Source organism: Domibacillus tundrae (assembly GCF_000970675.1).
GTDB classification, from domain to species: domain Bacteria; phylum Bacillota; class Bacilli; order Bacillales; family Domibacillaceae; genus Domibacillus; species Domibacillus tundrae.
In genome coordinates this window covers 786,296-813,089 of the sequence record NZ_LAJA01000001.1, presented here as the reverse complement: position 1 = coordinate 813,089, position 26,794 = coordinate 786,296, and the positions used below count along the sequence as shown (strand labels likewise).

Sequence of the window (26,794 nt, the reverse complement as noted above, 5' to 3'; positions counted from 1 at the left end):
TGGTCTTCCCTTCAATGATCGTGGTGATGATCAAGCAGGCGAATGCCGTGTCCGTATAAATCAGACAGCTCTTGTTCATCTAACTCCACAAATTGTTTCATACTGCCGTGAAAATGCAAATATTTATTCAGACAGGCCACATGGGTAACTTTATCGGTAATAGTGCCGATATCATGCGTAACGAGCAAAAGCGTCATCCCGAGTTCTTGATTTAAATGCGTGAGCATACGATAGAATGAATTGACATTTTGGCTGTCTACCCCAACAGTTGGCTCATCTAAAATTAAAATGGATGGATTGGAAACGATGGCTCTCGCAATAAAAACACGCTGCTGCTGGCCGCCGGATAAGTCTCCAATATTCCGCGTTGAAAATGTTTCCATGCCGACAGCCCGGACAGCCTCTGCTACTGCCTCTTTTTCTTTTTGGCCAGGCCGACGGAACAAGCCGATTTTTTTTGTTAATCCGCCCATGACTACTTCAAAAACCGTTGCCGGGAAACCTGTGTTAAATGAATTTGCTTTTTGTGAAACAAAACCGATCCGGTCCCATTCTTTAAATTTGTTCTGGGGTATGCCAAAAAGCTCAACATTCCCTTCTTTCGCTTTTAACAAACCTAAAATAATTTTTAACAGTGTTGATTTTCCGGATCCATTTGGCCCGACCAGGCCGACGAAGGCACCTTTTGGAATCGATAAATTGATATGCTCGAGTACATTTTCGCGGTCATAACGGAAGTTCACATCGCGTATATCAATGACAGGCGGTTTTTCCTTCATATATAGAACTCCTTTAACAGTAAGAATGATTACGATTTAAACACTATACAGTATACAGTATGACCGCTTTCAAGTAAACGAAGTGACCTCAGGAAAGGAGTAGATTATGCAGCCTCTTCATCAAATCGTCAACCGACGCGTTCAGTCTATTACCAAAGCCGAACTCATGGAACAATCGAAAAAGTTCCAAGTGGCGTTAACGGAAAAACAAGCCGATCAGTTTATTGAATGGCTTGCGAATCATGAAGTGGATTTGTTTTCCGAAAGAAAAAGGACCGAGCTGTTTCAAGCAGCTGATACAATTCTCGGTAAACGAGAAGCAGCAGCCCTTGAAATGATGCTCCGTCCGTATATGCATTTCCTTAAATTATAACGCCCTCTGTAACTTTATCCCGCACGCTTTCATCAAACTGCTTTGCGCGAAGCATCGCAATTTCTTGAAGGTATGGCGGTTTTTTTGTGTTCTTATCTTCGCCAATGTAAGGCGTTTCTAAAATCTTCGGCACGTTAATTAGCTGCGGGTGATGTACGATATAAGAAAGCGCATCAAAGCCGATGTAGCCGAAGCCAATGTTTTCATGACGGTCTTTTCCAGCACCGCGTTCATTTTTACTGTCATTGATATGAAGTACGTTTAAACGATCGATCCCAATAATTCGATCAAATTGTTCGAGTACACCGTCAAAGTCTTCTCGGATATTATAACCTGCGTCATGTGTATGGCATGTATCAAAGCAAACCGACAGCTTATCATTTTGATTCACCATGTCCATAATTATCGCAATTTCTTCAAATTGCCGTCCGCACTCAGTCCCTTTTCCCGCCATTGTTTCCAGCGCAATTTGAACTGTCTGATTTTGCTCTATTACTTCATTCAAGCCTTCCGCAATTTTTTTCAATCCCGCTTCTGTACCTGCGCCGACGTGAGCACCGGGATGAAGAACAATCTGGCTGGCACCGATGGCCGTGGACCGGTCAATTTCCATCCGAAGAAAATCGACGCCAAGCTGAAATGTTTCCGGCTTAATCGTATTGCCCAGATTAATAATATAAGGAGCGTGGACAACGATCTCATCGATTCCATTTTGCTCCATGTGGCGGCGGCCCGCTTCAATGTTCAAGTCTTCAATCGGCTTGCGGCGTGTATTTTGTGGTGCGCCTGTATAGACCATAAAAGTAGATGCACCGTAAGAAACAGCTTCCTCACTGGCACCGAGCAGCATTCTCTTGCCGCTCATTGAAACATGCGATCCAATTTTCAACATTCTTCAAACTCCCTGTTACTTTTTATTACGAGCATCAATACGGCGCTGCCGTTTTTCAATTTTTGCAACTTCCATTTTCCGTTTCTTTTTATAACCCGGCTTTACTTTTTGCGGACGGCTTGTCACTGCTCTTACTTGCGGGTTGACGTTTTCTTCTTTTTTCTCCCGCTTTTTCCGGCGGTTCCGATCAGCTGTTTCTACTACTTCCCCGCCACGAACATCACCGTTCGAAAATGTGATGTCACGCTTTTCAAGCTTGGCGATCGCATCTTCATCCGCCGGCAAATAAACCGTCGCACAAATACCTGATGCGCCGGCACGAGCCGTCCGGCCTGCCCGGTGAATATAAAAATCGAGATCAGCTGGCAGCTCATAATTGATCACATGGCTGACGCCTTCAATATCAATGCCACGGGCAGCAAGATCTGTTGCGACGATATATCGATACTCGAGGTCATGAACCTGCTTCATCATCTTTTTCCGTTCACGCGGCGGCAAATCCCCGTGAATGCGGCCGGTTTTCAATCCTTTTTCTGAAAGCTTATCCGCCACTTCATCCGCTTTTTGTTTTGTATTTGTAAAAATAACCGCCAAATACGGATTGAATGCTTTTAATAAATCGTACACAACATCTACTTTGTCGCGGCTTTTCGCTGGAATCAGCAAGTGCTCAATGTTTGCAGCGGATGTCCGTTTTGGCTCAATGTGCACATATTCCGGGTTTTCCATATATTTCTTTAAGAATGGCTTTAATTTTTGTGGGATTGTTGCAGAAAAAACAAACATGCCAAGCTGTTCAGGCATACCAGATGCAATTCGGTCAACATCATTAATAAAACCCATATCAAGCATTAAATCGGCTTCGTCTACGACGAGCATCTCCGCTTTGTGAACAGAAATCGCATTATCGCCAATGAGGTCAGCGATTCTTCCTGGAGTTCCGACCATAATGTGCGGGGGGTTTTTTAAACGTTCCACGTCTCTTTTCTTATCCGTTCCGCCTACAAAATTCCGAACAACAATTTCTTCTTCCGATTCTTTCGCTACTTTTTGAAACGCCTGATAAAGCTGAGTAGCGAGTTCACGTGTCGGGGCTGTAATTACCGCTTGTACTTCTTTTTTATCTGTTTGAATACGGTTTAAAATCGGAAGCACATACGAATGTGTTTTTCCTGTGCCGGTTTGGGATTGGCCAATCGCACTTTCCCCTTTTAAAATAAGCGGAATCATGTTTCGCTGAATCGGCGTGGGCTCTTTAAAGCGCAATGCTTCAATTCCTTTATAAATAAACGGTTTTAGCCCGTAGTGTTCAAATGTATGGTTTGCCATATGGCATCAAATTCCTTTCACGTTCAAAGTTTATGCACGTTACGATGATATACTAAAAGCGCGTAGAAAGCAAAGGAACGTTTACGCACATGCCTGTTCCAAAATGAATATGATAGAGAAAAAGGAAAGGGTGACTGTTTTGCTGCATCGATATGCGCCAAATCCAGGCCGCAGTTCTTTTTATTCAAATCCAGGCCGCAATTTTTTTAATCCACATCCTCCCGCTCCGCCTATTCGAGCTAATCCTTCTGTCCCCGGTTTCACCGCAAAAACAGGCAATTGGCTTCAACAGGCACAGCAGTTTATGGCAACCGCAGAGCAAGTGCGGCCGCTCATTGATCAATATGGTCCGATGGTTAAAAACCTGCCTCAAATGTGGAAGCTCTACAGGGCTGTCAATTCCATGCCAGATCCGGATAGCCCGGAAGAAAAAAAGACAGAACCATTGAAAGTGGAAGCTCCAAAGCAGGAACTCTTGAAGAAAGAAAAAGTGGAGAAAGAACAAGTGAAGAAAGAACAAGTGAAGAAAGAACAAGTGAAGAAAGAACAAGTGAAGAAAGAACCGATTCGACCCGCTGAATCCGTACCATGGTTTCCAGGACGATATAGTTGAATGCTTTGTTTTCAGTGCTTTCTCATTTATAATAGGAAAGAGAAGAATGAGGAGGCTGCTGTATGGAAATTATTAAGATTTCACCCCGCGGTTATTGTTACGGTGTCGTTGATGCGATGGTCATCGCCCGCAACGCCGCTCTCGATAAAACATTGCCGCGCCCTATTTATATTTTAGGCATGATTGTCCACAATAAACATGTGACAGATGCATTTGAAGCGGACGGCATCATTACGCTGGATGGAAAAAACCGGAAAGAAATTATTGAGCAAGTGACAGAAGGAACTATCATTTACACTGCTCACGGCGTGTCGCCGGAAGTACGCGAAATCGCCCGGCAAAAGAATTTAACGACGATAGATGCAACTTGTCCGGACGTGACGGTTACTCATGATTTGATCCGAGCCAAAAAATCAGAGGGCTATCATGTCATTTACATTGGCAAAAAAGGACACCCGGAACCGGAAGGCGCTGTTGGCGTGGCACCTGAAATCGTTCACCTGGTTGAAAATGCGGATGATGTCAACGCGCTTCACATAAAAAACGATAAAATTATTGTCACTAACCAAACAACGATGAGCCAGTGGGACGTTGTGGATATTATGGATGCCATTAAAGAAAAATATCCACACGCTGAAATGCATAAAGAAATATGCCTCGCTACACAAGTTCGCCAGGAAGCGGTAGCCGAACAAGCCGGTGCTGCAGACGTGCTCATTGTGGTTGGCGACCCAAAAAGCAACAACTCAAACCGTCTAGCACAAGTATCGATTGAAATTGCCGGCACGAATGCGTACCGTGTATCTGATGTATCCGAAATTGATATCGAGTGGCTGAAAAACGCCAAAACAGCTGCCATTACAGCAGGTGCTTCCACACCAACCCCCATCGTTAAAGAAGTAATTCGATTTTTAGAAGCGTTTGATCCAGAAGATGAATCGACTTGGATACGCGAACGGAAAGTACCGCTTGAGAAAATTTTACCGAAAGTCAAAAAATCCACGCTAACCTCACGTTAAAAAGCAGCTCCGATTTTCCCGGAGCTGCTTTTTTTTATAAAAATTGAAACGGGTCCGTTTCTACAGCAGAAGCGACAAATGCAACATCCCATTTTTGTTTAGAAGCCTGCTCGTGAAGTATAGCCGCAACGCCTTTTTTCATTACTTTTTCTACGTTATGGCCCGGATCAACAACGGCCAGTCCTTCCGCATCCGCGTCATGTGCCGTATGGTAATAAAAGTCACCTGTCACGTACACATCTGCTCCTTTGCGAAGCGCGGTCTGCCAATATTTGTTTCCATCTCCGCCAAGCACCGCCACTTTCCGGACAATGCGCGTCATATCTCCAACGACACGGACACCGCCAGACTCAAGAGATTTCTTTGCCTGCTCCGCAAATTGCTCAAGGGTCATCTCTTCTGGCAGCAGGCCAATCCGGCCAAGACCGAGCGATTCTCCCTTGTTTTCAAGAGAATAGATGTCATAAGCTACCTCTTCATATGGGTGTGCTTTAAACATGGCTCCCAGCACTTTTTTCTCCAATTGCGCAGGATAAATCGTCTCAATTTTTTCTTCCTGCACTGCTTGTAATTGACCGGAATGACCAATAAACGGATCCGCACCCTCTTCCGGCTGAAAACGACCTGTTCCTGCTTGAGAAAATGAACATTCACTGTATTTCCCAATAAAACCTGCTCCCGCTTCTCCAAGAGCGGCTCTTACGGCTTCTGCATGATCTATTGGCACAAAAACGGCGAGCTTACGAAGCTCTTCTGTCACTGTTGGCACGAGTACCTCTGTATCAATGAGGCCAAGCGCACTTGCTAATAAATCATTGACGCCGCCTCTGGCCACATCCAGGTTTGTATGAGCCGCATAAACAGCGATGTCATGCTTGATTAGCTTTTCAATGACCCGTCCTGCTGTTTGTTCTGTTTGAATGGAACCGAGCGGACGATAAATCATTGGGTGATGGGCGATGATCAAATCAATGTTTTCTTCAATCGCTTCATCCACTACACTTTCAAGTACATCAAGCGCAATCATAACCCGCCCGCACGGTTTGTTTAAGCGGCCAATCTGCAATCCAACTTTATCGCCATCCATCGCATATGATTTCGGTGAAAATCGTTCAAACATCTGAATAATTTCATGTCCATTAGGCATTTTCATCGATCACCACATCCTTAATCCACTGCTTTTTTTGTTCCAATTCATGTTTTTTCTTTTGCGTACTTTCATTATTTTGTGCAGCTGACAGCTGGCTGAACACTCGTTTGATTTGCTCAAGTTCCCGGTTCCATTTTAACTTAAACGCCTCATTTTGCCGTTTCATTAATACGGGACCAAAATAAATTTCTTTCTGAGATAAACGCCGTGAAGAACCCGCCACGGCACTGATTACTTCATAGAGCTGGCCGTCTTCTTCCAAAATCTCTTCTTGCTCAATCGTCCAGTTATTCGCATCAAGCCATTCTCGGACCGCATGCCCGGCTATATTCGGCTGCAAGACAAGTTTTTTTACACCCGGCAGCTTTTCCTTTCCATCTTCCAAGATCGAGGCAATGAGCGGTCCGCCCATTCCCGCAATGGCAATACACTCTACTTCTCCAGCCATTAAAACAGCTAGACCGCTTCCTTTACGGACATCAATCTGTCCTGATAACCCTTCTAACAATACTTGTCGTCTGGCAGACTGAAAGGGACCCTCCACCACTTCTCCAGCCACAGCTTGGTCCACTAGTCTTTTTTTCACTGCGTAACAAGGAAGATATGCATGATCTGAGCCGATATCCGCAAAAGTTCTAGCAGGTTGAATAAAAGACGCGACCATTTCTAATCGTTTTGATAATTGATTGCTATTCATATACATTCACCGCTTTTTATTAAAATTCTTTTCTATTTTATCATATTTTCAAAAAGAAAAAGGCCTTTGCATAATACAAAGGCCTCGTTCTAATTCATTATTTAATTTCAGCAAGCCAAGCAGCCATTGCTTCAGCATTTTCCTCTGGAACAAGTCCTGGCGGCATACCGCCTTTACCGTTTACAACGATATCCTGGATTTCTTCTTGTGAAAGCTTCTCACCTACACCTTTAAGTGATGGACCAGCGCCGCCTTCGTAGCTGCTGCCGTGACAGCCGATACAAGATGACTGGTAGTGCGCTTCCGGATCAAATTCGCCGCCTGCAGCTGTGTCACCGCCGCCTTCTTTTTCCGCTTCTTCTTCACTTGCAATTTCTTCTGCATTGTCGATTCCGTCTAATGACAAGAAGAACATCAATCCAAGTCCGAATACTGCGATCAATAAAAATGGAATTAACGGATTGCGATTCATGTTGTTTACCCCTCCCTTTTATGTATACGTGTTAATCAAAAAGTACAAACACCTATCATTTTACTTGAAAATCATTCTGTGGAAAAGGCTTACGCAAAAGATTTTTTCGTCATTTCGCAATTCTGACACATTTTAACCTCTTGCCAAGAAAAAAAGGATGACTAGAAAGCCAAGACCGCCTGAAATCGTAAAATAAAGAAGCCGCAGCTTGATGCCTGTATAGGTCCAGAGTAGACAATTTAAAGACAGCAGGCCGTATAAAGAGTAAGGATTGTCATGAAACAGGCGCGTATGCAGCTCTAATGAAAGCAAAAGCATTAATATGGCCGCTCCTAAAAACAACAGCGGAGCAAGTACTTTTTGCCTCGAAAAGAAGAGAGCAAGCAGCAGCAAGCTTCCGACAAAACTTGTCAAAATCACTGTTTGCAAAAGAAAAGACAATTCCGTAAAATAAAGAATAAATACAGCAACTGGCAAAAGCAAAAAAGCGAGCAATGCTGACGTCATATGAACGCGTCTAATTTTGGCTCGCCTGCCCGATTCTGTAAATTCTTCTCCCTGCATATAAAGAGCCAGTAAATAGTCACAATAATGCGGCGGCAGCATATGATTTTCTTTCCAAAGAAGTATTTCATGAATAATAATATCTTTTTTATCTTGTTTCATCCTGCGTCACACCCCAATAAACAATACTATTCGTGACGAGATACAATTATCCTGCTTTCCCGCATGAAAAAAGCCGGGAAAACCCGGCAAGCAATGCATTTTATTCTAAGAAATCTTTAAGACGCTTACTGCGACTCGGGTGACGAAGCTTTCGGAGGGCTTTTGCTTCAATTTGGCGAATACGCTCACGTGTCACGCCGAATACTTTGCCTACTTCTTCAAGTGTACGGGTCCGGCCGTCATCAAGTCCAAAGCGAAGACGAAGTACATTTTCTTCTCGGTCTGTTAACGTATCAAGAACGTCTTCAAGTTGCTCTTTCAGCAGTTCATAGGCCGCGTGCTCAGACGGAGATGTCGCTTCCTGATCTTCAATAAAATCACCAAGGTGTGAATCATCTTCTTCACCAATCGGTGTTTCAAGTGAAACAGGCTCTTGTGCAATTTTCAAAATTTCACGGACTTTTTCTGGGGTTAAGTCCATTTCTTCGGCAATTTCTTCCGGTGCAGGCTCCCGGCCGAGATCCTGCAAAAGCTGGCGCTGAACGCGGATCAATTTGTTAATCGTTTCAACCATATGAACGGGAATTCGGATTGTCCGTGCCTGATCTGCAATCGCACGAGTAATCGCCTGACGAATCCACCAAGTAGCATACGTACTGAATTTAAATCCTTTGCGGTAATCAAATTTTTCAACTGCCTTGATAAGTCCCATGTTCCCTTCTTGAATCAAGTCAAGAAACAGCATTCCGCGTCCTACATAGCGTTTGGCGATACTGACAACAAGCCGCAAGTTCGCTTCTGCAAGACGGCGCTTTGCTTCTTCGTCCCCTTCTTCAATGCGGTGGGCAAGCTCAATTTCTTCCTGGGCGGATAAAAGATCGACACGGCCAATTTCTTTCAAGTACATGCGCACCGGGTCATTAATTTTCACACCCGGAGGAACGCTCAAGTCGTTTAAATCAAACTCTTCACTTTCTTTTTCAAGCTCTTGGATGTTCGGATCGTTTTCACCATTGCTTTCCTCTTCATCGACAAGCTCGACCCCTTGTTCTGTCAGGGATTCGTAAAATTCATCAATTTGTCCGGAATCCACTTCAAATGAGGCAAGTTTATCCGCCACATAATTATATGTTAATTCCCCTCTTTTTTTACCTGTTTCAATAATGAGTTCTTTTGCTTTTTCGAGTGTTAATTCAGTTTCTTTGGAACGTGTTGACTTTTCAGTCATTAGTCCCCCTCCTTCCAACTTCCTGGACGTAACTAGCGGGTAAGTAATTTTTCGAGCGAAATAATTTCGTGCAAAATGCGTGCAGCACCTACGTAATCGTGGCGTTTCTCTGCTTCAATGCGCTCTCTTTTTTTCTCTTCAATCTCAAAACGGCGATGCTGCTTTTGAATTTCTTTAACATAATCACGCAGCTCTTCTTCTCCGGGTTCAGCATTTATGGTTGTTAAGCTAATATCCACGGCTAGACGCCGAAGCTGATCATCTTGCAGCACAGATAAAAAAGATGCCATATCCGGTTCTTCGGTTTGTTCATAATACCCAAGTAAATACGTAAAAAGCGCTTGATGCTCATCAATTGAAAACGGATCACCTTCCAGCATCGCCCGAAGTCGTTCTGTAAGGTCTGGATTGACGAGCATATGCGCCAACAGTCTTCTTTCCGCTGTTTCATGACGCGGATATTGTCGGATCGACCGTTCTCGCTGTGAAAAAGCACTGGTTGATGTTTCTTTTTTCGGAAGCGTTGCTTTTGGAGGGCGCTTTTTTAAAAACAGCGTTTTTTCCTGCTCCTGCAATGCCTGCAGCGAAAGTGAAAATTCATCAGCGAGACGGCGCAAATAATGGTCACGCTCTACTGCTTTTTTCAAGCCCGCGATTTCTGCAAGTACTTCTTCAATGTATCGAAACTTTTGCTCATCATCCCGCATGTTTTTTCCGCGTTTTAAATAATCCATTTTAAACGCCATGAATGTGAGCGACGAGTCTTTCACGTAAGCGGAAAAAGCATCCGCTCCTTTTTGCTTAATAAATTCATCCGGATCGAGCTGTTCTGGAAGAACGGTCACTTTTACAGACATATCGTGACTCACCAGCATATTTGCTGCTTTATAAGCGGCATTTAAACCGGCATTGTCTCCGTCATAACAAATAATTGCCTGATCGGAAACACGCTTTAACTGCTTAATATGTTCTTCTGTCAAGGCTGTACCCATGACCGCAACGGACTGCCCGAAACCAGCTCTGACTGCAGCAACGACATCTGCGAACCCTTCAAAAAGGATGAATTGTTTTTGTTTTTTGATCGCAGTCCGTGCTGCATTGAAATGGTACAGAAGGCTACTCTTATGAAAAATAGGTGTTTCAGGTGAATTTAAATATTTTGGCTGTCCGTTATGAAGATCACGGCCTGAAAATCCAGCCACACGCCCTTTCTGATCATGAAGCGGGAACATGATCCTGCTTCGAAACCGGTCGAAATAACGGCCCGTTTCGTCGTTTTTGATCAATAGCCCGGCTCGTTCCATCCGTTCAATGGAAAAACCGCGTTTTTTCAGGATGTTCAGTGCAAATTCAGGCTGCGGCAAAGCCCAGCCAATTTGGAAACGGTCAATGTCCTCATCCGTAAATCCACGTTCGTGCAAATAACGGAGTGCTTCGTTTCCTTCTTCAGTGTTTAGCAATACATGCCGGTAAAATTTCGCCATCAGTTCATGCGCTTCATACAGATCGGCATTTTCGTCTGTTTTTGTTGGCTGTTCGCTTTCTGATGGAGAAATATCAAGTGCCACGCCTGCACGATCGGCAAGTCTGACGGCGGCTTCCTGGAATGGGATCTGATCCATTTCCATTAAAAAAGTAAACGCGTTACCTCCAGCGCCACAACCGAAACAATGGTAAATTTGCTTCTCGGGTGACACGGAGAAGGACGGCGAGTTTTCACCGTGAAATGGGCATAAGCCGAAATAATTTCGACCCTGTTTTTTTAGTTGAACATAATCCCCGATCACATCGGCGATATCAACGCCCTGTTTAATCTGTTGAATCGTTGCTTCAGGAATTCTTCCAGACATGTGACATCACCAGCTGTAAAATCGTATTTTGTATTTATTCTACACACGTGAATAGAATCCTTCTTTTCGCACAAAAGTTCGTTAAAAAGAACACTTTGTTGTATAAATGCGATCAAAAGAGAGGTTACATACTTAGTTTATTCTTTTGAAGGGGGGTCTAAACCTTTTTCGAATACTTTTTATCACAATTTTCTATTATAGAACATTTTCACAAAAATGAAAAGTACATAATCAGTCGATTATGTACTTTTCCGGCTTCGATACAGGCTCATAATAATATTCGCTGTTTCTTCAACCGCTTTGTTTGTTACATCAATGACATCACAGCCAATTTTCGCTGTAATTTCTTCAAAATACATTAATTCTTTTTTTATCCGTTCCACATCTGCATAGCTTGCGCTGTCATCAAGTCCTAAAGAAATAAGTCGTTCGCGGCGGATCGAATTTAATTTTTCTGGACTGATTTTTAAGCCGATGCATTTTTCTTTCGGAACAGAAAACAATTCCTGCGGCGGATCCACTTCCGGTACAATCGGTACATTGGCCACTTTCACCCGTTTATGCGCCAAAAATTGCGATAACGGTGTTTTCGACGTACGAGAAACACCAATTAAAATAATATCTGCTTTTAACAATCCTCGCGGATCACGGCCATCATCATATTTAACGGCGAATTCGATCGCGTCTACTTTTTTGAAATAATCTTCATCTAGGCGACGAACGAGCCCTGGCTCAAATAATGGCTGCATCGTATACATGGATTCAAGCTGATCCATCAATGGGCCGATTAAATCAAATACCTTTATATTATTCGCTTCGGCAGACTCAATCATGTATCTCCGGATGTCCGGCTTTACGAGCGTATATACAATAATGCCTTGATCTTCCTTAGCCAGGCTGATTACTTCATCGATATGAGCAGGGTCTTCCACATATGGAAACCGTTTAATGACGGCATGTGGGCCGCTGAACTGGCTTAGAGCTGCTTTTGTTACGAGTTCCGCTGTTTCACCGACGGAATCAGACACGATATAAATGATCGGATCGTTCACGTATTGTAGCCGCCTTTCTTTTAATGATCATCATCAGTTAATGATACAAATGCCCGCGTAATCGTTGTTTTCGTTACACGGCCGGTCACTTCTAGCCCTTTGCTTGTTTTCTTAATAACCGGTACACAATCAATTTGCTTTTCAAGAAGTGTTCTGGCGACATCGAGCAGCAAATCATCCCGTTCACAGACGGCAATGTTTGGCATACGTGTCATAATGATGTTTACTGGAAGAGAATTTAAATCCTGCTTGCCAATGCTTGCGCGAAGCAGATCCTTTCTCGACAAAACACCAGACAAGCAAAATGATTCATCTACAACAAATAAAGTTCCGACGTCTTCAAGAAACATCGTAACAATGGCATCATAGACCGTTGACTGTTCTTTGACAGCGACCGGGACTGCCTGAAAATCACGAACGTACAGCTTCATTAGGCTTTCTGTTAACAGCTGTGTTCCTGATTTCCCCGTATAAAAATAACCGACACGCGGACGCGCATCCAAAAATCCAGACATTGTTAAGATAGCCAGATCTGGACGCAGCGTCGCGCGGGTTAAGCTTAGCTGATCGGCAATATGTTCTCCGGTAATCGGACCGTTTTCTTTTACAATTTCCACAATTTTTTTCTGCCGTTTATTTAATTCGATTGTCCTCACCACCCCGTCAAAATAAACCCCGATGTTTTATCTCATCTCATTATTATAGCTCATTTTCACCGAATAAACAGCGGGCAGTGCAGGATGGACCGGTTTATTTTACGAGGACGGCCGTCACTTCCGCAAACTCAAGAATAATGCGGGCAAGATGCTGCATAACAGCAAGGCGGTTTTGCTTCAATGTTTCTTCTTCTGCCATTACCATTGTATTGTCGAAATAACGTTCAATGGCGGGCTTAAGCACGGCAAGCTGCTGATAGCGGTCGTCTGCTGCTGCCGTTTTATCCCACTCGCTTTGCAGCTTTACATATTCACTGTACAGCTCTGTTTCCTGATCATTTTGGAATAACGCCGGATTCACGTCACGTTCGCCATCCGCTTTTTTCGAAATATTGACGATACGGCTTAATGCTTCCATTGTTTCTTTAAAGTCTATATCATCTTTATGATTCATTAAAACAACAGCTGTTTCTTCCATGTCAGACAGCGTACCTGTTTTTGTCAAAACAGCATCGATGATATCATAACGAATTCCTTTTTCCTGTAAAATATGCTTTACACGAAGTGCAAAGAATGAACTGATTTCCGCTTGTAACGTCTCAGCATCTTTATCACCAATATTGTCTGCCAGCACTTCTGCAATGGCAGAGGAAATGATATCTGAAAGCGTCACATTCCAGTTGTGCCTCGTCATTGTCTGCACAATGCCCGCTGCCTGACGGCGAAGCGCATATGGATCCTGCGAGCCTGTTGGAATGATACCCACCGCAAAACAGGCCGTAATCGTGTCAAGTTTGTCCGCTATGCTGACAAGTGCGCCTGTTTTTGTTGAGGGAACAGAGTCATCCGCTGAGCGTGGCATGTAGTGTTCGTTCACCGCCACAGCCACTTCTTCTTTTTCACCTTTTTGACGGGCATATTTCTCTCCCATAATACCTTGCAATTCTGGAAATTCATAAACCATTTGTGTCACTAGGTCAAATTTACAAATTTCTGCTGTGCGGTCTGCAAGCAATTTGATCTCGTTCGTTTCGGTCATCAACTCAGCTATATTCGCTGTAATTCGGCGAATACGGGTGACTTTTTCGGATAGGGTACCAATTTTTTCGTGATATACAATTTTTTCAAGCTTTTGAAGAGAATCGGCGATTGGCGTTTTTTGATCTTCTTTGTAGAAGAAATCCGCATCTGCCAGACGGGCGCGCAATACTTTTTCATTGCCGCGTGATACTTTGTCTATCGCATGGCTGTTTCCATTTCGGATCGTAATGAAATGCGGAAGCAGTGTGCCATCTGCTTTTTTCACCGGGAAATAGCGCTGGTGCTCTTTCATTGATGTGATCAGTACTTCTTCCGGCAATGCTAGAAACTCTTCGTTAAAGGAACCGGACAGGGCTGTCGGATACTCAACCAAGTTGTTAACTTCTTCTAACAGTGATTCATCGACAGGAATCATCCAGTTGTTTTTTTGTTCCAGCTGCTTTAGTCCCGCTAAAATCATGTCACGGCGTTCAGTCGGATCAGCAATAACAAACTGCTGCTTTAATGTATCCACATAGGCAGACGCTTCCTGAATGCTCGCCCGTTCCCCTAAAAACCGGTGCCCGGCTGTTTCAGTTCCTGTTTGTACGTCTGCGACGCTGAACGGAATGACATTTTGACCGAATAAAGCGGTGACCCACTTAATCGGGCGCACGTAGCGAATATCGCTTGAGCCCCAGCGCATATTTTTGCCAAATGTTAACGCCAAAATGACATGTTCAAGACCAGAAAGCAATGCTGCTGTTTCTTGTCCTTTTATAAATTTCTTTACATGTGCATACTCAATGCCTTTTATTTCTTTAAAATAAATATCATCCGTTGTCATACCTTGGCCTTTTGCAAAACCGGCGGCTGCTTTTGACCATTCCCCGTCTTCTGTCTGCGCGATTTTTTTCGCTGGGCCTTTTGCTTCTTCATCAATATCTGCTTGCGCTTCTGATACATTTTTAACAATGACCGCCAGCCTTCTTGGTGTTGAAAAAGTGTGAACCTCTCCAAATTCAATGTTTAATTCCGTTAAATAAGTGCTCACTTTTTCACCGAGCTGCTTCATTGATTGGGTGACAAATCGTGCCGGCATTTCCTCCAGACCGATTTCCAATAAAAGATCTTTACTCATGAGCTGCATCTCCTTTCCGGTTTAAAATTGGGAAGCCTAACTTTTCCCTTTCATCATAAAATGTTTTCGCAACCTGGCGGGCAAGGTTCCGCATCCGGCCGATATAAGCGGTCCGTTCCGTAACTGAAATCGCTCCCCGGGCATCGAGAAGATTAAATACGTGCGAACATTTTAAAACGTAATCATACGCCGGATGTACAAGCCCTTCATCCATTTGACGTTTTGCTTCTTTTTCATACACGCCAAATAAGTTAAACAGCATGTCCGGATCAGATGTTTCAAATGTATACTTTGAATGCTCAAACTCCGCCTGATAAAAAATATCATGAACTGTGAACCCGTTCGTCCACTCCAGTTCAAATACATTTTCTTTATCTTGAATGTACGACGCCAGGCGCTCAATGCCGTATGTAATTTCAACAGATACCGGCTTGCACTCAAGACCCCCCACTTGCTGGAAGTACGTAAACTGAGTGATTTCCATTCCATCAAGCCATACTTCCCAGCCAAGGCCTGCACAGCCGAGCGATGGATTTTCCCAGTTGTCTTCAACAAATCGGATGTCATGCTCAAGCGGATCAATGCCAAGCGCTTTTAATGAATCCAAGTATAATTCTTGAATATTGTCCGGCGACGGTTTCATAATAACTTGAAATTGATGATGCTGATATAATCGGTTTGGGTTGTCACCGTAACGGCCATCTGCCGGGCGGCGCGACGGCTCTACATACGCCACATTCCAAGGCTCCGGTCCAATCGCCCGTAAAAATGTGTAGGGACTCATCGTACCGGCTCCTTTTTCCACATCATATGCCTGCATTAAAATACATCCCTGATCGGACCAATGCTTCTGGAGCGTTAAAATCATCTCTTGAATATTCACTCTAATTCCTCCTTTTTTGTAAGAAAAGCGTAAGGCGCCTATTTATGGACTTATGGAACAAAAGCTAAGAACGCGGCATCGTGCCGCCACGCTTCAAAGCCGCCACGTCCCTGTGGCATTCGCTAGATCATCTGGATCGTCGTAACGCTTTTGTAACCCACATCGTGCGGGTCTCAATGGCGTCTGAAGCTGGACAATATAAAAAACAAAAAAACCCGTCCCTATGTAGCACAAAATTGTGTACATAGGGACGGGTTTATCACCCGCGGTTCCACCCTATTTGCCAAATGGCCGCTTTCTTGTAAACGTGCTCCGGAGTGCCTGTTCGGCATCACTCTTTACCCGGCTCCCACTGCCCCAGGCTCGCTTTAAAAGAGAATGATACCTACTTGTTTCCTTCACTGCACTTCATTATTTGCTTTTGTCTATTAAAACGTAATGCAAAAACATTCTTTTGTCAATCATCCACTTCGTCTTTTTTAAAGACATCTTCAAACCGCTCCATCTGTTCCAAAAAACGGCGGGATTTCAAATACAAACCGGCGTATTCGTCGTAATACATGGAAATAGCTGCCCGAAGCTCTTTTTTCGTTGATTCTTTTACATCAATTGAGCCGAGGCGGTCAAGATCGAAAAAGTAAAAAAGCCGCAGCAAGCGAATCGCAGCCGGCGACAGCGGCAGGTAATACGGGTCTTTTTCAAAACAACGGTGGCATATTAAGCCGTTTTCTCGAATGGAAAAACCAAATTGGCCTTCTGTTTCCCCGCAGACCGTGCACGCTGACAGTTCCGGCCGCAACCCTACCTGCACAAGCATTTTCATTTCAAAAATGTTCGTAACAATGGCCGGGTCCATTCCATCGTTAATGTACGCAAGACTTTTTCGAACGAGCTCGAATAACGGGGCACCCGTTTCTCCGTCCTCCGTTGTCCGGTCTGTCAGCTCAGCAATATATGCCGCGTAGGCCGTCTTTAATAAATCTTCCCGTATGTAGCGCATGGAGTCAAGCGCCTCTCCCTGCTGCATCGTGCCGAGACCTTTACCGCCCTGCACGAGAAAATAGCCATGTGTAAATGGCTGTGTGACGCCTGACAAGCGGCTGTTCATTTTTTTCGCACCCCTTGCAACTGCTGCTTTTTTTCCTTTTTCACGTGTCAGCATCGTTACAATTTTGTTTGTTTCACCATAATCATTTGTCCGGAGCACGATGCCTTCCCATTTTTCAAGCATGCCGCCCACTCCTTATCAGGACATTAATATTCGTCTTCTTTAAATCCGAAGTCGCGTAGATTGGCTGCTTTGTTGCGCCAATCTTTTTGAACTTTTACCCACAGCTCCAAAAATACTTTTGAGCCGAGTAAATGCTCAATATCCTGACGTGAGCGTTTGCCTACTTCTTTTAACAATGCACCTTGTTTTCCAATCACAATCCCTTTTTGCGAGTCACGTTCCACCACAATCGTTGCCATAACGTCAATCATATCTTTCCCGTCACGCTTTGAAATCTTGTCGATCACTACAGCAATCGAATGCGGCACTTCTTCCCGTGTTAAATGCAATACTTTTTCGCGGATTAATTCAGAAACGATAAATCGCTCCGGATGATCGGTTACCTGGTCAGCCGGATAGTATTGCGGACCTTCTGGAAGAATTTTTTGAATTTGCTCCAAAAGCCGGTCCACGTTATTTCCTTCAAGAGCTGAAATCGGCACAATTTCAGCAAAATCAAGAAATTCCTTATATTGCACGATGAGTTCCATCAGCTTATCCGGATGAATACGATCGATTTTGTTAATGACCAGGAAAATCGGTGTTTTTACATCTTTCAGCTTGTCGATGATAAACTCATCGCCCCCGCCAAACCCTTCTTCCGCATTGATCATAAAAAGGACAATGTCTACTTCTCTTAGCGTGTTTACAGCCGTTTTCATCATAAAGTCGCCCAGTTTATGTTTCGGTTTATGAATACCTGGTGTATCGATAAAAACCATTTGGGCATGATCTGTCGTCAGGACACCCTGTACTTTATTGCGCGTCGTCTGCGGCTTATCGCTCATAATGGCAATTTTTTGCCCGATCACCCGATTTAAATAGGTTGATTTCCCAACATTTGGCCGGCCAATAATTGAAATAAAGCCTGATTTGTATTTATTATTTTCCATTTAAATCCTCCGGTGAAAAAGCACCTGGCAGAAGTTCTGACACTGTCAGCATCTGCACATCGCCTTGTAAATTTGTTAATATAACGGGCATATCCGGCGGACAGAGCTCGGCTATGACCTGCCGGCAAGCACCGCACGGCGGCACTGGTCTTTTTGTATCAGCTACAACGGCAATAGCCGCAAATTCATTCGCGCCTTCTGACCAAGCTTTGAAAATGGCTGTACGCTCCGCACAGTTCACAACGCTGTATGCTGCATTTTCAATGTTGCAGCCGCCGAAGATTTGTCCATCTTTCGTTAACAGCGCAGCGCCAACTTTAAAGTTCGAATATGGAACATACGCTCTTTCACGTGCCTCTTTTGCGGCTTCCATAAGCTTTTGTTGATTCATCTTGTCCACCTCGTTAAAATTTTGGAATAAATAAAATGCATCCGATTATAATCGCCGCACAAGCAAAAACAAGGACTGCTCCTGCCGCAAGATCCTTCGCCATTTTAGCGAGCGGCCTGTATTCCTCAGTCACCAGGTCCACCGTTTTTTCAATGGCTGTATTCATCATTTCAAGCGTAATAACGCCTGCTATTGTTAAAAGAAGCACACACCATTCGAGCCGTGTCAGCCCAAAAATAAAACCAGCTGCAGATACGAAAATACCTGCAGCAGCGTGAACACGTATATTTGGTTCAAGCAACGCGAGTTTCAAACCATTTCCGGCAAAACTGAATGAAGAGAAAAGTCTTTTTACATTAAACGTTTGATTATCTTTCAAGTCCATACGCATCCAAAATGTCTTTTTGACGGCCAAACATTTCTTTTTCATCCTGCTCATTCATATGGTCATAACCAAGCAGGTGCAAAAAGCCATGAACCGTTAAAAAACCGAGTTCCCGCTCAAAGGAATGACCGTACTCTTCTGCCTGCTCTTTTGCTCGATCAATCGAAATGATAATGTCGCCTAAAATCCTCGGCGAATCTGCCCCGGTAATGACTACTTCATCTTCACCCATTTCCTCAAGTGCGAATGAAATGACGTCAGTCGGTGCATCTTTTTCCCGGTAGTCTCGGTTCATTTCCTGAATCCGGTCGTTTGTCACAAACGTAACAGACACTTCACTGCCATCGGGCACCAATTCTTTCGCTGCCGCAAGCTGCAGCAATTCTCCCGAAAGCTTTTCCGCTCCTTCATCAAGCTGGTTTGTTTCGTCTAAAAAATCAACGACGAGTACCATTCCCGTCATCTCCTTTTTCTGCTTTTTCATATGCTGTAATCATTTTTGCCACAAGTGGATGACGGACGACATCGGTTTGATTTAAATGTACAAACGAAATCCCATGCGTATTTTCAAGGATTCGCTCGGCTGAAACGAGACCTGAAACAGCCCCTTTAGGCAAATCAATTTGTGTCCGGTCACCGGTGATAACCATTTTGGAACCAAAACCGAGACGTGTTAAAAACATTTTCATTTGTGCTTTGGTCGTATTTTGTGCCTCATCTAAAATAACAAAAGCATCATCCAGTGTACGGCCGCGCATGTAGGCGAGCGGCGCGATCTCAATTGTTCCGCGTTCGATCATCCGATCCGTATGCTCTGCCCCGAGAACGTCATGGAGTGCATCATATAACGGGCGCAAATAAGGATCCACTTTTTCCTTCAAATCTCCTGGCAAAAACCCAAGGCTTTCGCCTGCTTCAACTGCCGGACGTGTTAAAATAATACGCTTGACCCGGCTGTTTTTTAACGCGCGCACTGCCATCACAACAGCAAGATATGTTTTACCAGTTCCTGCCGGTCCAATACCAAAAACGAGGTCTTTGCTTCGAATTGCTTCAATATAGTCCCGCTGACCAAGCGTTTTAATACGGATGGACTTGCCTTTAGCATTTTTTGTTATTTCTTCTTCATATAATTCATCTAAATATTCGATCGTGCCATTTTTAGCCATTTGAACCGCATTAATGACATCACGTTCACTTATGTTGATTTGCTTGCGAATGACCCCAAGCAGCTGCTCCACCACAACCCGTGCTTTTCCAACGTTTTGGGCAGATCCGGATATATGGACTGCTTCTCCCCGTGTAACCATTGATACGTGGAACTCTTCTTCCAAGATCGTTAAATGGCGATCAGAAACGCCGAATAATAAGACGGCTTCGTTTTGGTCGCCAAGAGCGACGGCTGCTGACTTCAATTCTTCCTGCATTCAATCATTCTCCTTAGCTGCCACGATTAGTTAATTGCAATATTTTCTAGTACTTGGAAGTGTATAATCACCTTTACTTTACCACTTTCAACCCGCTTCTGTAAAACGTTTTCGCCTATTATGACTGCCTTTTTAGGCAGTTTGGCCATTAAGGCGGCTTTCGCTGCCTGAATCGCTCTTTTCTCTTGTTCTGCCTCAGATTCAATGGTTGTAACTGACTTTAATGGATAAAATGTTTCGGTCCGCAAAGAAACCGGCAATCGATAAGAAAAAAAATGAAGGGAATAACGGTTTTCTTCTGACTGAACAGGCTTTTGGAACGGAGAAGCTGTCCAAAAACTAAATTCTTTTTCTCCAAATGAAAAAAAGATACTTTTTCTTTTTTCCCCATTTCGTGTTTTCAATGACTTGTTTCCAAGGGTAACTGTTGCCTTGTACCACGTTTCTGCTGTTACTGTTCCAGCAGCCGGTTTCTTTTTTGTCCCCGTGATCAATCGGCTCCCAGCCTCCACAAAATCTCCTCGCCGAATCTTCGATACCCCGTACTCTACAAATAAATCATGCACAACACCCGATTTTGATGCTTTTAAATGACGGCTTCCAGCTAAAGAATTTTCCGCTTTTTTCTCAGCAGAAACATCAACGATATAAACGACACCTTTTTTTTCAATTGTAAAACGCACGATTCCAGGGATTTCTTGAACGGCACGCCTGGAAATCTGTTCCGCATCTAAATCATTTAAACGAATTGCCCCCTCACGAATACCTTCTTTTTTCAAAAATACTCGAACGTCCTCTTTCAATTCCGCATCTGCTCCTTGTATATCAATTCGAATGATCATCGCAGACAAAAGAATCATTATAATAAAAAAGCAGATACTCGCCAAAAAAAATGGGGCATATTGGAAAAGACGCTTTTTTAAAAATGGAAAACCTGTCCGTTCTTCAAATCGAATTGTGCCGGAAAAATGCCTTGCTTCCTGCCTGAGCTGTCCAAGATCCCGGATGGACAGGCAAAATCGAACCTCATTCTGGCGGTTGTATTGAAGATTTTTTAATGTGACACCGCGTTGATGTAGTCTGCCTGGAAATAAAGGGGCTTCTTCTCCTCTAATCAACACGGTTACTGCACCAGTGAAAAAAAAGTCAGCCACGTTTCTTTTCCTTCATACAAACCGAAGTAATTTCCCCTTCAATCACCACTTCAGCAGGCATTAGTTCTAATACTTCCAGTGATTTCCCCTGTATTTCAAGCGTGGCATTCGACAGTTGAATGCGTACGAACTGATTGGTAAACTGTTCTAGTTTCTCGGCATTATAAACAACTACTTTGCTATTACCAATCATGACAACCCTCGGAATCCGTCCGACAGCGTCTTCCGGCAGACCGGCCATCTTTCCCATCCACTTCATAAAAAACGCCCCTTTCTTTTTCATATATGTATGAAAAAAAAGGGGCACTCATCACTTTTTGCGTTTCGACTTCGGTGGTCCAAGCACTTCTGACAATACAATTCCTTTAATCATGTCTTCACCCGTCCACGTGTCAATAACAGATATCGGTTCTTTTTTCTTTATTCTTTTCGGTCGTGTAGACCGAGAGGGCTTTTCTTCATTATTTGCGGATTTCGGTCCTAATGGCTCCTTTTGTTCTATGGAGGGCATAACAGTTGAAGCTTTTTCTGCCGGTTTACGCTCCATTTGTCCGGCCATTTCTTTTATTTTCCGCTCTACTTTTTGTTTGTTTTTTTTAGATTTTTCCTGCTTCTCATTTTTATTAAAAAACATCGAGATCAAACCGGCAATAACGGCAAATATTAGCGCTTCTATTGCAATGACCCCCTTACGGTTAAATTAGTCATTCTTATGGTCTTTTTTCTTGTCGCCAAGACTGCTGATCGCACCACGCATGTCCGTATCCGCGGATAAGTTTTGAATGTTCAAGTAATCCATGACTCCGATATTTCCGGCACGAAGCGCTTCACCCATTGCAAGCGGGACATCCGCTTCCGCTTCAACAACTTTCGCCCGCATTTCTTCAACGCGCGCTCTCATTTCCTGCTCTTTCGCAACAGCCATCGCACGACGCTCTTCCGCTTTCGCCTGAGCGATGTTTTTATCCGCTTCCGCTTGTTCCGTCTGAAGTTCTGCGCCGATATTTTTGCCGATATCCACGTCTGCAATATCAATGGATAAAATTTCAAAAGCCGTTCCGGAATCAAGACCTTTATTTAAGACAGTTTGTGAAATCATATCTGGATTTTCAAGTACTTTTTTATGATGTTCGCTGGAACCAATTGTACTAATGATCCCTTCGCCGACACGCGCAACGATTGTTTCTTCACCTGCACCACCGACAAGGCGGTCAATATTGGCCCTTACGGTAATCCGCGCTTTTGCTTTTACTTCAATTCCGTTCATCGCCACACCCGCAATAAATGGCGTTTCGATCACTTTCGGATTTACACTCATTTGAACAGCTTCCAACACGTCACGGCCTGCAAGGTCAATCGCAGCGGCACGCTCAAATGACAGCTCAATATTTGCACGGTGCGCCGCAATCAAAGCATTGACAACACGGTCAACATTCCCTCCGGCTAAATAATGACTTTCAAGCTGATTAATATTTAAACCAAGTCCTGCTTTAGATGCTTTAATAAGCGGATTCACAATTCGATTTGGTATAACACGGCGAAGACGCATACCGATTAACGTGAAAATACTGATTTTAACGCCAGCCGCGAGCGCTGAAATCCAAAGCGCAACCGGGACGAGAGTTAACAAAATACTTAGTAAAATGATCGCGCCGGCAATGGCTGCAATCAAAAGAATGGTATTACCTGCAAACATACAATAATTCCTCCTTTATGATTCAATCTCTCTTACAACAACTCGGACGCCTTCTGTTTTAACGACAGCTACTTCTTTCCCACCTGCGATGAAAACACCTTCTGCGACAGCATCAACACGCTCTCCATCAATCACAACCGTTCCAGATGGGCGCAGTGCCGTTTTAGCTCTTCCTACTTTCCCAATTAAGTCTGTCCGTGTAACGTTTGATACATATCCGCGTTCTGTATCCGTCGAATCGCTTAAAATGAATTTCTTGAAAAATTTCATTTCTTTCCCCAACACCTTTACCATTAAAATCAGTGCTGCTGTTGCGATCATAAAGGCGATCAAAAGGGAAATGGCTGTCCAAAGCAAACTTGCTCCAGCAAAAAGAACGCCTGCCGCAAAAAGCAAGAAGCCAATAAAGCCAACGATTCCACCCGGCAAAATAACTTCTGCCAAGATAAAGACGACCCCAGCCACAATGAGCAGCACTGTCAAAATACCGGCATCCCCTGACATGAAGTGACCTGCAGTAAAAATGATCAATGCAAGCGTGCCGACAGCCCCGGGTATTCCAAAGCCCGGCGTAAACAATTCTAAAATAAATCCTGTCAGCATAGCCGATAAAAGAATCATAACAACAATTGGGTTTGTGGCAAAATCGACAAATCTTCCACTGCCATCAAATGCGAATAGGAATGGAACGCCTGCAAGCAATCCCGCCCATTTTTTCATTGGAATATGTCTCACCGCCTTTCTGCAGGTTCTTTCTCATTTATACGGAATAAACAGGCAAAAAGTTTCATAATAATAAAAGCGTAAGGCGCCTGGAGCTGAATATCGTCCAAAAATATGTACTTTTTTAATTTAAAATAAAAAACTGCCGTCCTAATTGGACGGCAGTTTTTTAAGAAAGCTTTTGCTGGACAAGACGGTTTACAAGCGATCCATCCGCTTTGCCTTTTACTTTCGGCATAAGCGAAGCCATCACTTTTCCCATGTCCGCTTTCGCAGAAGCACCGGTTTCAGCGATTGTTTCATCAACAATGGCCGACACATCTTCTTCTGAAAGCTGTTCCGGCATATATTCGTTCACGTAAGTCAGTTCAGTCTGAATTTTGGCCACAAGATCCTCACGGCCGGCTTTTTCAAACTCATGGAGGGAGTCTTTGCGCTGTTTCACTTCGCGAGAAAGGACTGTCAGTTCTTCCTCTTCCGTCAGGTCGCGGCCGCCTGCTTTAATGCTTTCATTTTGCAATGCAGCTTTCAGCATGCGGATGACTGTCAGTTTTTCTTTCTCTTTGTTCTTCATCGCTTGCTTCATCTCGTCATTAAGACGTCCGAGAAGACTCATAAAAAACCTCCTCTTAGAACTTACGTTTACGAGCTGCTTCAGATTTCTTTTTGCGTTTCACGCTTGGTTTATCATAAAATTCGCGCTTTCTGTACTCCTGCAGGGTGCCAGTTTTAGAAACAGTTTTCTTGAAACGGCGAAGAGCATCCTCAAGCGATTCGTTTTTGCGAACAACAGTTTTTGACATTTCTTTTTCCCTCCCTCCGAACACATTACGATGGAAATTCCATGTACTGAACTATTATAATACATGCTCCCAGCCCGGTCAAGAAACTTTCTTTACAAAAGATACACAATTAGTAGCCTGCTTCTCCTTCAACTCCTGTCACAATCGCAATACCGGAGCTTGCACCAATTCGTGTTGCGCCCGCTTTAACCATTGTCATCGCATCCTGCTGTGTGCGGACACCGCCTGATGCTTTTACACCGATTTTTGGTCCGACTGTTTCACGCATTAAACGAATGTCACTTTCAGTTGCACCGCCAGATGAAAAACCTGTAGATGTCTTTACATAATCCGCACCTGCTGCTACTGCTAATTCACAAGCTGTTTTCTTTTCCTTCTCTGTGAGAAGGCTCGTTTCAATAATAACTTTCACGAGTGCTTTTCCCTTTGCGGAGGCAACAACCGCTTTAATATCTTTTTCAACCACTTCTATAGCGCCATCTTTTAACGCACCGATGTTGATGACCATGTCGACCTCTGTCGCGCCATGCTCAATGGCCGTTTTTGTTTCAAACGCCTTTACTTCGGTAATCGTTGCACCCAGCGGAAACCCAATGACCGTACAAACTTTTACTTCAGATCCACGAAGCAATTCTGCCGCTTGCTTAACGCGGGCCGGATTGATGCAGACAGAAGCAAATCCGTGCCGGTTTGCTTCTTCGCATAATTTTGCTACTTCTTCTTTTGTTGCATCTGCTTTTAAGAGTGTATGATCAATTGTTTTTGCGATATTTCCAAATGTATCGGTAATCATTAAAATGATCCCCTTTCAGTTAGTTGTCCGTACCTCTTCATTTTACCACCATTCAAAGCGGTATGCGAGAAAATAGACGAAAAAAACCGGCGGATTCGCCGGTTTTACACTATTGCTGCTTCAAGCACGCGAACAAACTGCCCTTCATTATATGGGTAGCCTGCTTTTGTTACTTTCACTTTTACAATTTTCCCAACCATGTCTTCTGTTGCCGGGAAAACCACTTTTAAATAGTTATCAGTATAACCACTGTAAAGCCCTTCGCCGCCTTCTTTAAAAGGCTCCTCCGGAATAACTTCAAGCACTTCATTTTCGAATTGTGCCGCGTACTCTTTCGCAAGCTGGTCTGATAACGCAATTAGTTTGTGGACACGTTCATTTTTGATTTCTTCATGAACCTGATCGTCCATCCGGGCTGCTGGTGTGCCTGTCCGTTTGGAATAAGGGAATACGTGCAACTCGGAAAATTGATGCTCCTTAATGAAATTGTACGTTTCCATAAATTCTTCTTCCGTTTCACCAGGGAATCCAACAATGACATCTGACGTGACAGCAAGACCTGGCAGTGCTTCTTTTAAGCGATTGATCCGGTCTGCAAAGGCAGCCATTGTATATTTACGGCGCATACGTTTTAACACGGTATCCGATCCAGATTGAAGCGGAATATGCATATGGCGGACAACAATATTGGACTTGTCGATGACGTCAATGACTTCATCCGTTAACTGACTCGCTTCGATCGATGAAATACGAATCCGTTTTAAACCCGGCACTTTTGTTTCCAGGTCACGAAGCAGCATGGCCAGATTATAATCTTTAAAGTCAGATCCATAACCGCCTGTATGAATGCCTGTCAGGACAATTTCCTGATAACCGGACCGAACAAGCTGGTTCGCCTGGCGGATGACTTCTTCCGGATCACGCGACCGCATTAAGCCGCGCGCCCAAGGAATGATGCAAAATGTGCAGAAGTTGTTGCAGCCTTCCTGAATTTTCAGTGAAGCCCGTGTCCGGTCTGTAAATGCAGGAACATCTAATTCTTCATACACACGGTTTTTCATAATATTGCCCACTGCATTGATCGGCTGGCGCTCTTGTTTAAACTGCTCAATATACTCAAGCATTTTGATTCGGTCCTGTGTGCCGACGACGACATCTACACCCGGAATCGCCATAATTTCAGCTGGAGACGTCTGCGCATAACAGCCTGTTACACAAATGACCGCATCCGGATTTTTGCGCACAGCACGGCGAATAACCTGCCGGCTTTTTTTATCTCCTGTATTTGTCACCGTACATGTATTAATGACATATACATCCGATGTTTTTTCAAAATCCGTCCGCTCGTAGCCATTTTGCTCGAACAGCTGCCAGATTGCTTCTGTCTCATAATGGTTTACTTTGCAGCCTAACGTATGAAATGCCACTGTTGGCATGTA

General features: G+C 43.9%; 31 protein-coding genes. 3 read left to right on the top strand and 28 right to left on the bottom strand.

Features of this window, described 5'->3' with window-relative positions; translation table 11 throughout:
* Window positions 1–11: 11 nt before the first annotated feature.
* Window positions 12–779, bottom strand: coding sequence for a metal ABC transporter ATP-binding protein (locus tag VQ00_RS04090; protein ID WP_046178784.1), 768 nt, complete (start codon window positions 777–779; stop codon window positions 12–14).
* Between the two features lie 106 nt (window positions 780–885).
* Between VQ00_RS04090 and VQ00_RS04085 the strand changes: the two genes are divergently transcribed.
* A complete protein-coding gene (locus tag VQ00_RS04085) occupies window positions 886–1,152 on the top strand; it encodes a DUF2624 family protein (RefSeq protein ID WP_046178783.1) in 267 nt (88 codons plus the stop codon).
* Here VQ00_RS04085 and VQ00_RS04080 read toward each other — a convergent pair.
* Entirely contained in the window at window positions 1,142–2,044 is a 903-nt protein-coding gene (locus tag VQ00_RS04080; RefSeq protein WP_046178782.1) for a deoxyribonuclease IV, read from the bottom strand. The two genes, VQ00_RS04085 and VQ00_RS04080, sit on opposite strands and share 11 nt — an antisense overlap.
* A 15-nt stretch (window positions 2,045–2,059) precedes the next feature.
* Window positions 2,060–3,373 carry a DEAD/DEAH box helicase gene (locus VQ00_RS04075; RefSeq protein ID WP_046178781.1) on the bottom strand — a complete coding sequence of 438 codons (1,314 nt, stop codon included), beginning with the start codon at window positions 3,371–3,373 and terminating at the stop codon, window positions 2,060–2,062.
* Between the two features lie 139 nt (window positions 3,374–3,512).
* Here VQ00_RS04075 and vrrA point away from each other — a divergent pair, with 139 nt between their 5' ends.
* Entirely contained in the window at window positions 3,513–3,986 is a 474-nt protein-coding gene (gene vrrA, locus VQ00_RS04070; RefSeq protein ID WP_046178780.1) for a VrrA/YqfQ family protein, read from the top strand.
* Between the two features lie 62 nt (window positions 3,987–4,048).
* The gene (locus VQ00_RS04065) at window positions 4,049–5,005 is read left to right on the top strand and encodes a 4-hydroxy-3-methylbut-2-enyl diphosphate reductase (RefSeq protein ID WP_046178779.1); all 957 of its coding nucleotides are present in this window, start codon (window positions 4,049–4,051) and stop codon (window positions 5,003–5,005) included.
* Between the two features lie 34 nt (window positions 5,006–5,039).
* On the opposite strand, the gene VQ00_RS04060 is transcribed toward VQ00_RS04065, so the two are convergent.
* The 25 genes from VQ00_RS04060 to mtaB form a co-directional block, all read right to left on the bottom strand.
* Window positions 5,040–6,158, bottom strand: a complete 1,119-nt coding sequence (locus tag VQ00_RS04060; protein WP_046178778.1) for a Nif3-like dinuclear metal center hexameric protein — start codon at window positions 6,156–6,158, stop codon at window positions 5,040–5,042.
* Entirely contained in the window at window positions 6,145–6,852 is a 708-nt protein-coding gene (locus VQ00_RS04055; RefSeq protein WP_046178777.1) for a tRNA (adenine(22)-N(1))-methyltransferase, read from the bottom strand. The genes VQ00_RS04060 and VQ00_RS04055 overlap by 14 nt, the downstream gene beginning before the upstream one ends.
* Before the next feature lie 97 nt (window positions 6,853–6,949).
* Window positions 6,950–7,324 (bottom strand): cytochrome c550, encoded by a 375-nt coding sequence (gene cccA, locus VQ00_RS04050; RefSeq protein WP_046178776.1) that lies wholly within the window; start codon window positions 7,322–7,324, stop codon window positions 6,950–6,952.
* Window positions 7,325–7,456: 132 nt separating this feature from the next.
* Window positions 7,457–7,990, bottom strand: a complete 534-nt coding sequence (locus VQ00_RS04045) for a hypothetical protein (protein WP_046178775.1) — start codon at window positions 7,988–7,990, stop codon at window positions 7,457–7,459.
* A 100-nt stretch (window positions 7,991–8,090) separates the two neighbouring features.
* A complete protein-coding gene (gene rpoD, locus VQ00_RS04040; RefSeq protein WP_046178774.1) occupies window positions 8,091–9,218 on the bottom strand; it encodes an RNA polymerase sigma factor RpoD in 1,128 nt (375 codons plus the stop codon).
* Between the two features lie 32 nt (window positions 9,219–9,250).
* Complete coding sequence (gene dnaG, locus VQ00_RS04035; RefSeq protein ID WP_046178773.1) at window positions 9,251–11,068, bottom strand: DNA primase; 1,818 nt, start codon at window positions 11,066–11,068, stop codon at window positions 9,251–9,253.
* Window positions 11,069–11,307: 239 nt separating this feature from the next.
* Entirely contained in the window at window positions 11,308–12,120 is an 813-nt protein-coding gene (locus VQ00_RS04030) for a pyruvate, water dikinase regulatory protein (protein WP_046178772.1), read from the bottom strand.
* Between the two features lie 20 nt (window positions 12,121–12,140).
* Window positions 12,141–12,779, bottom strand: coding sequence for a transcriptional regulator CcpN (gene ccpN, locus VQ00_RS04025; protein WP_046178771.1), 639 nt, complete (start codon window positions 12,777–12,779; stop codon window positions 12,141–12,143).
* Between the two features lie 91 nt (window positions 12,780–12,870).
* Complete coding sequence (gene glyS / locus VQ00_RS04020) at window positions 12,871–14,937, bottom strand: glycine--tRNA ligase subunit beta (protein ID WP_046178770.1); 2,067 nt, start codon at window positions 14,935–14,937, stop codon at window positions 12,871–12,873.
* Entirely contained in the window at window positions 14,930–15,820 is an 891-nt protein-coding gene (gene glyQ, locus VQ00_RS04015) for a glycine--tRNA ligase subunit alpha (protein WP_046178769.1), read from the bottom strand. The genes glyS and glyQ overlap by 8 nt, the downstream gene beginning before the upstream one ends.
* A 457-nt stretch (window positions 15,821–16,277) precedes the next feature.
* Window positions 16,278–17,051, bottom strand: coding sequence for a DNA repair protein RecO (recO, locus tag VQ00_RS04010; RefSeq protein ID WP_046178768.1), 774 nt, complete (start codon window positions 17,049–17,051; stop codon window positions 16,278–16,280).
* A gap of 23 nt (window positions 17,052–17,074) precedes the next feature.
* Complete coding sequence (gene era, locus VQ00_RS04005) at window positions 17,075–17,983, bottom strand: GTPase Era (protein WP_046178767.1); 909 nt, start codon at window positions 17,981–17,983, stop codon at window positions 17,075–17,077.
* The gene (locus VQ00_RS04000) at window positions 17,973–18,383 is read right to left on the bottom strand and encodes a cytidine deaminase (protein WP_483782920.1); all 411 of its coding nucleotides are present in this window, start codon (window positions 18,381–18,383) and stop codon (window positions 17,973–17,975) included. Before VQ00_RS04000 ends, era begins: the two co-directional genes overlap by 11 nt.
* Window positions 18,384–18,387: 4 nt before the next feature.
* Window positions 18,388–18,759 carry a diacylglycerol kinase family protein gene (locus tag VQ00_RS03995; RefSeq protein ID WP_046178952.1) on the bottom strand — a complete coding sequence of 124 codons (372 nt, stop codon included), beginning with the start codon at window positions 18,757–18,759 and terminating at the stop codon, window positions 18,388–18,390.
* On the bottom strand, window positions 18,743–19,213 hold the full coding sequence (gene ybeY / locus VQ00_RS03990) for an rRNA maturation RNase YbeY (RefSeq protein WP_046178765.1): 471 nt from the start codon (window positions 19,211–19,213) through the stop codon (window positions 18,743–18,745). The genes VQ00_RS03995 and ybeY overlap by 17 nt, the downstream gene beginning before the upstream one ends.
* Window positions 19,197–20,186: a PhoH family protein gene (locus tag VQ00_RS03985; protein WP_046178764.1), complete on the bottom strand. Its 990-nt coding sequence runs from the start codon at window positions 20,184–20,186 to the stop codon at window positions 19,197–19,199. Before VQ00_RS03985 ends, ybeY begins: the two co-directional genes overlap by 17 nt.
* Before the next feature lie 26 nt (window positions 20,187–20,212).
* Window positions 20,213–21,340, bottom strand: a complete 1,128-nt coding sequence (locus tag VQ00_RS03980) for a sporulation protein YqfD (protein ID WP_046178763.1) — start codon at window positions 21,338–21,340, stop codon at window positions 20,213–20,215.
* Window positions 21,333–21,599: a YabP/YqfC family sporulation protein gene (locus VQ00_RS03975; RefSeq protein WP_046178762.1), complete on the bottom strand. Its 267-nt coding sequence runs from the start codon at window positions 21,597–21,599 to the stop codon at window positions 21,333–21,335. Before VQ00_RS03975 ends, VQ00_RS03980 begins: the two co-directional genes overlap by 8 nt.
* Window positions 21,600–21,650: 51 nt before the next feature.
* On the bottom strand, window positions 21,651–21,974 hold the full coding sequence (locus tag VQ00_RS03970; protein WP_046178761.1) for a hypothetical protein: 324 nt from the start codon (window positions 21,972–21,974) through the stop codon (window positions 21,651–21,653).
* A 66-nt stretch (window positions 21,975–22,040) separates the two neighbouring features.
* Window positions 22,041–23,036, bottom strand: coding sequence for a flotillin-like protein FloA (floA, locus tag VQ00_RS03965; RefSeq protein ID WP_046178760.1), 996 nt, complete (start codon window positions 23,034–23,036; stop codon window positions 22,041–22,043).
* A gap of 15 nt (window positions 23,037–23,051) precedes the next feature.
* Window positions 23,052–23,756, bottom strand: coding sequence for an NfeD family protein (locus tag VQ00_RS03960; RefSeq protein WP_046178759.1), 705 nt, complete (start codon window positions 23,754–23,756; stop codon window positions 23,052–23,054).
* 172 nt (window positions 23,757–23,928) lie between these two features.
* On the bottom strand, window positions 23,929–24,375 hold the full coding sequence (locus VQ00_RS03955; protein WP_046178758.1) for a GatB/YqeY domain-containing protein: 447 nt from the start codon (window positions 24,373–24,375) through the stop codon (window positions 23,929–23,931).
* 13 nt (window positions 24,376–24,388) lie between these two features.
* A complete protein-coding gene (rpsU, locus tag VQ00_RS03950) occupies window positions 24,389–24,562 on the bottom strand; it encodes a 30S ribosomal protein S21 (protein ID WP_046178757.1) in 174 nt (57 codons plus the stop codon).
* A gap of 109 nt (window positions 24,563–24,671) precedes the next feature.
* A complete protein-coding gene (gene deoC / locus VQ00_RS03945) occupies window positions 24,672–25,355 on the bottom strand; it encodes a deoxyribose-phosphate aldolase (protein ID WP_046178756.1) in 684 nt (227 codons plus the stop codon).
* Window positions 25,356–25,459: 104 nt separating this feature from the next.
* Window positions 25,460–26,791, bottom strand: coding sequence for a tRNA (N(6)-L-threonylcarbamoyladenosine(37)-C(2))-methylthiotransferase MtaB (gene mtaB, locus VQ00_RS03940; RefSeq protein WP_046178755.1), 1,332 nt, complete (start codon window positions 26,789–26,791; stop codon window positions 25,460–25,462).
* Between the last annotated feature and the right edge of the window lie 3 nt (window positions 26,792–26,794).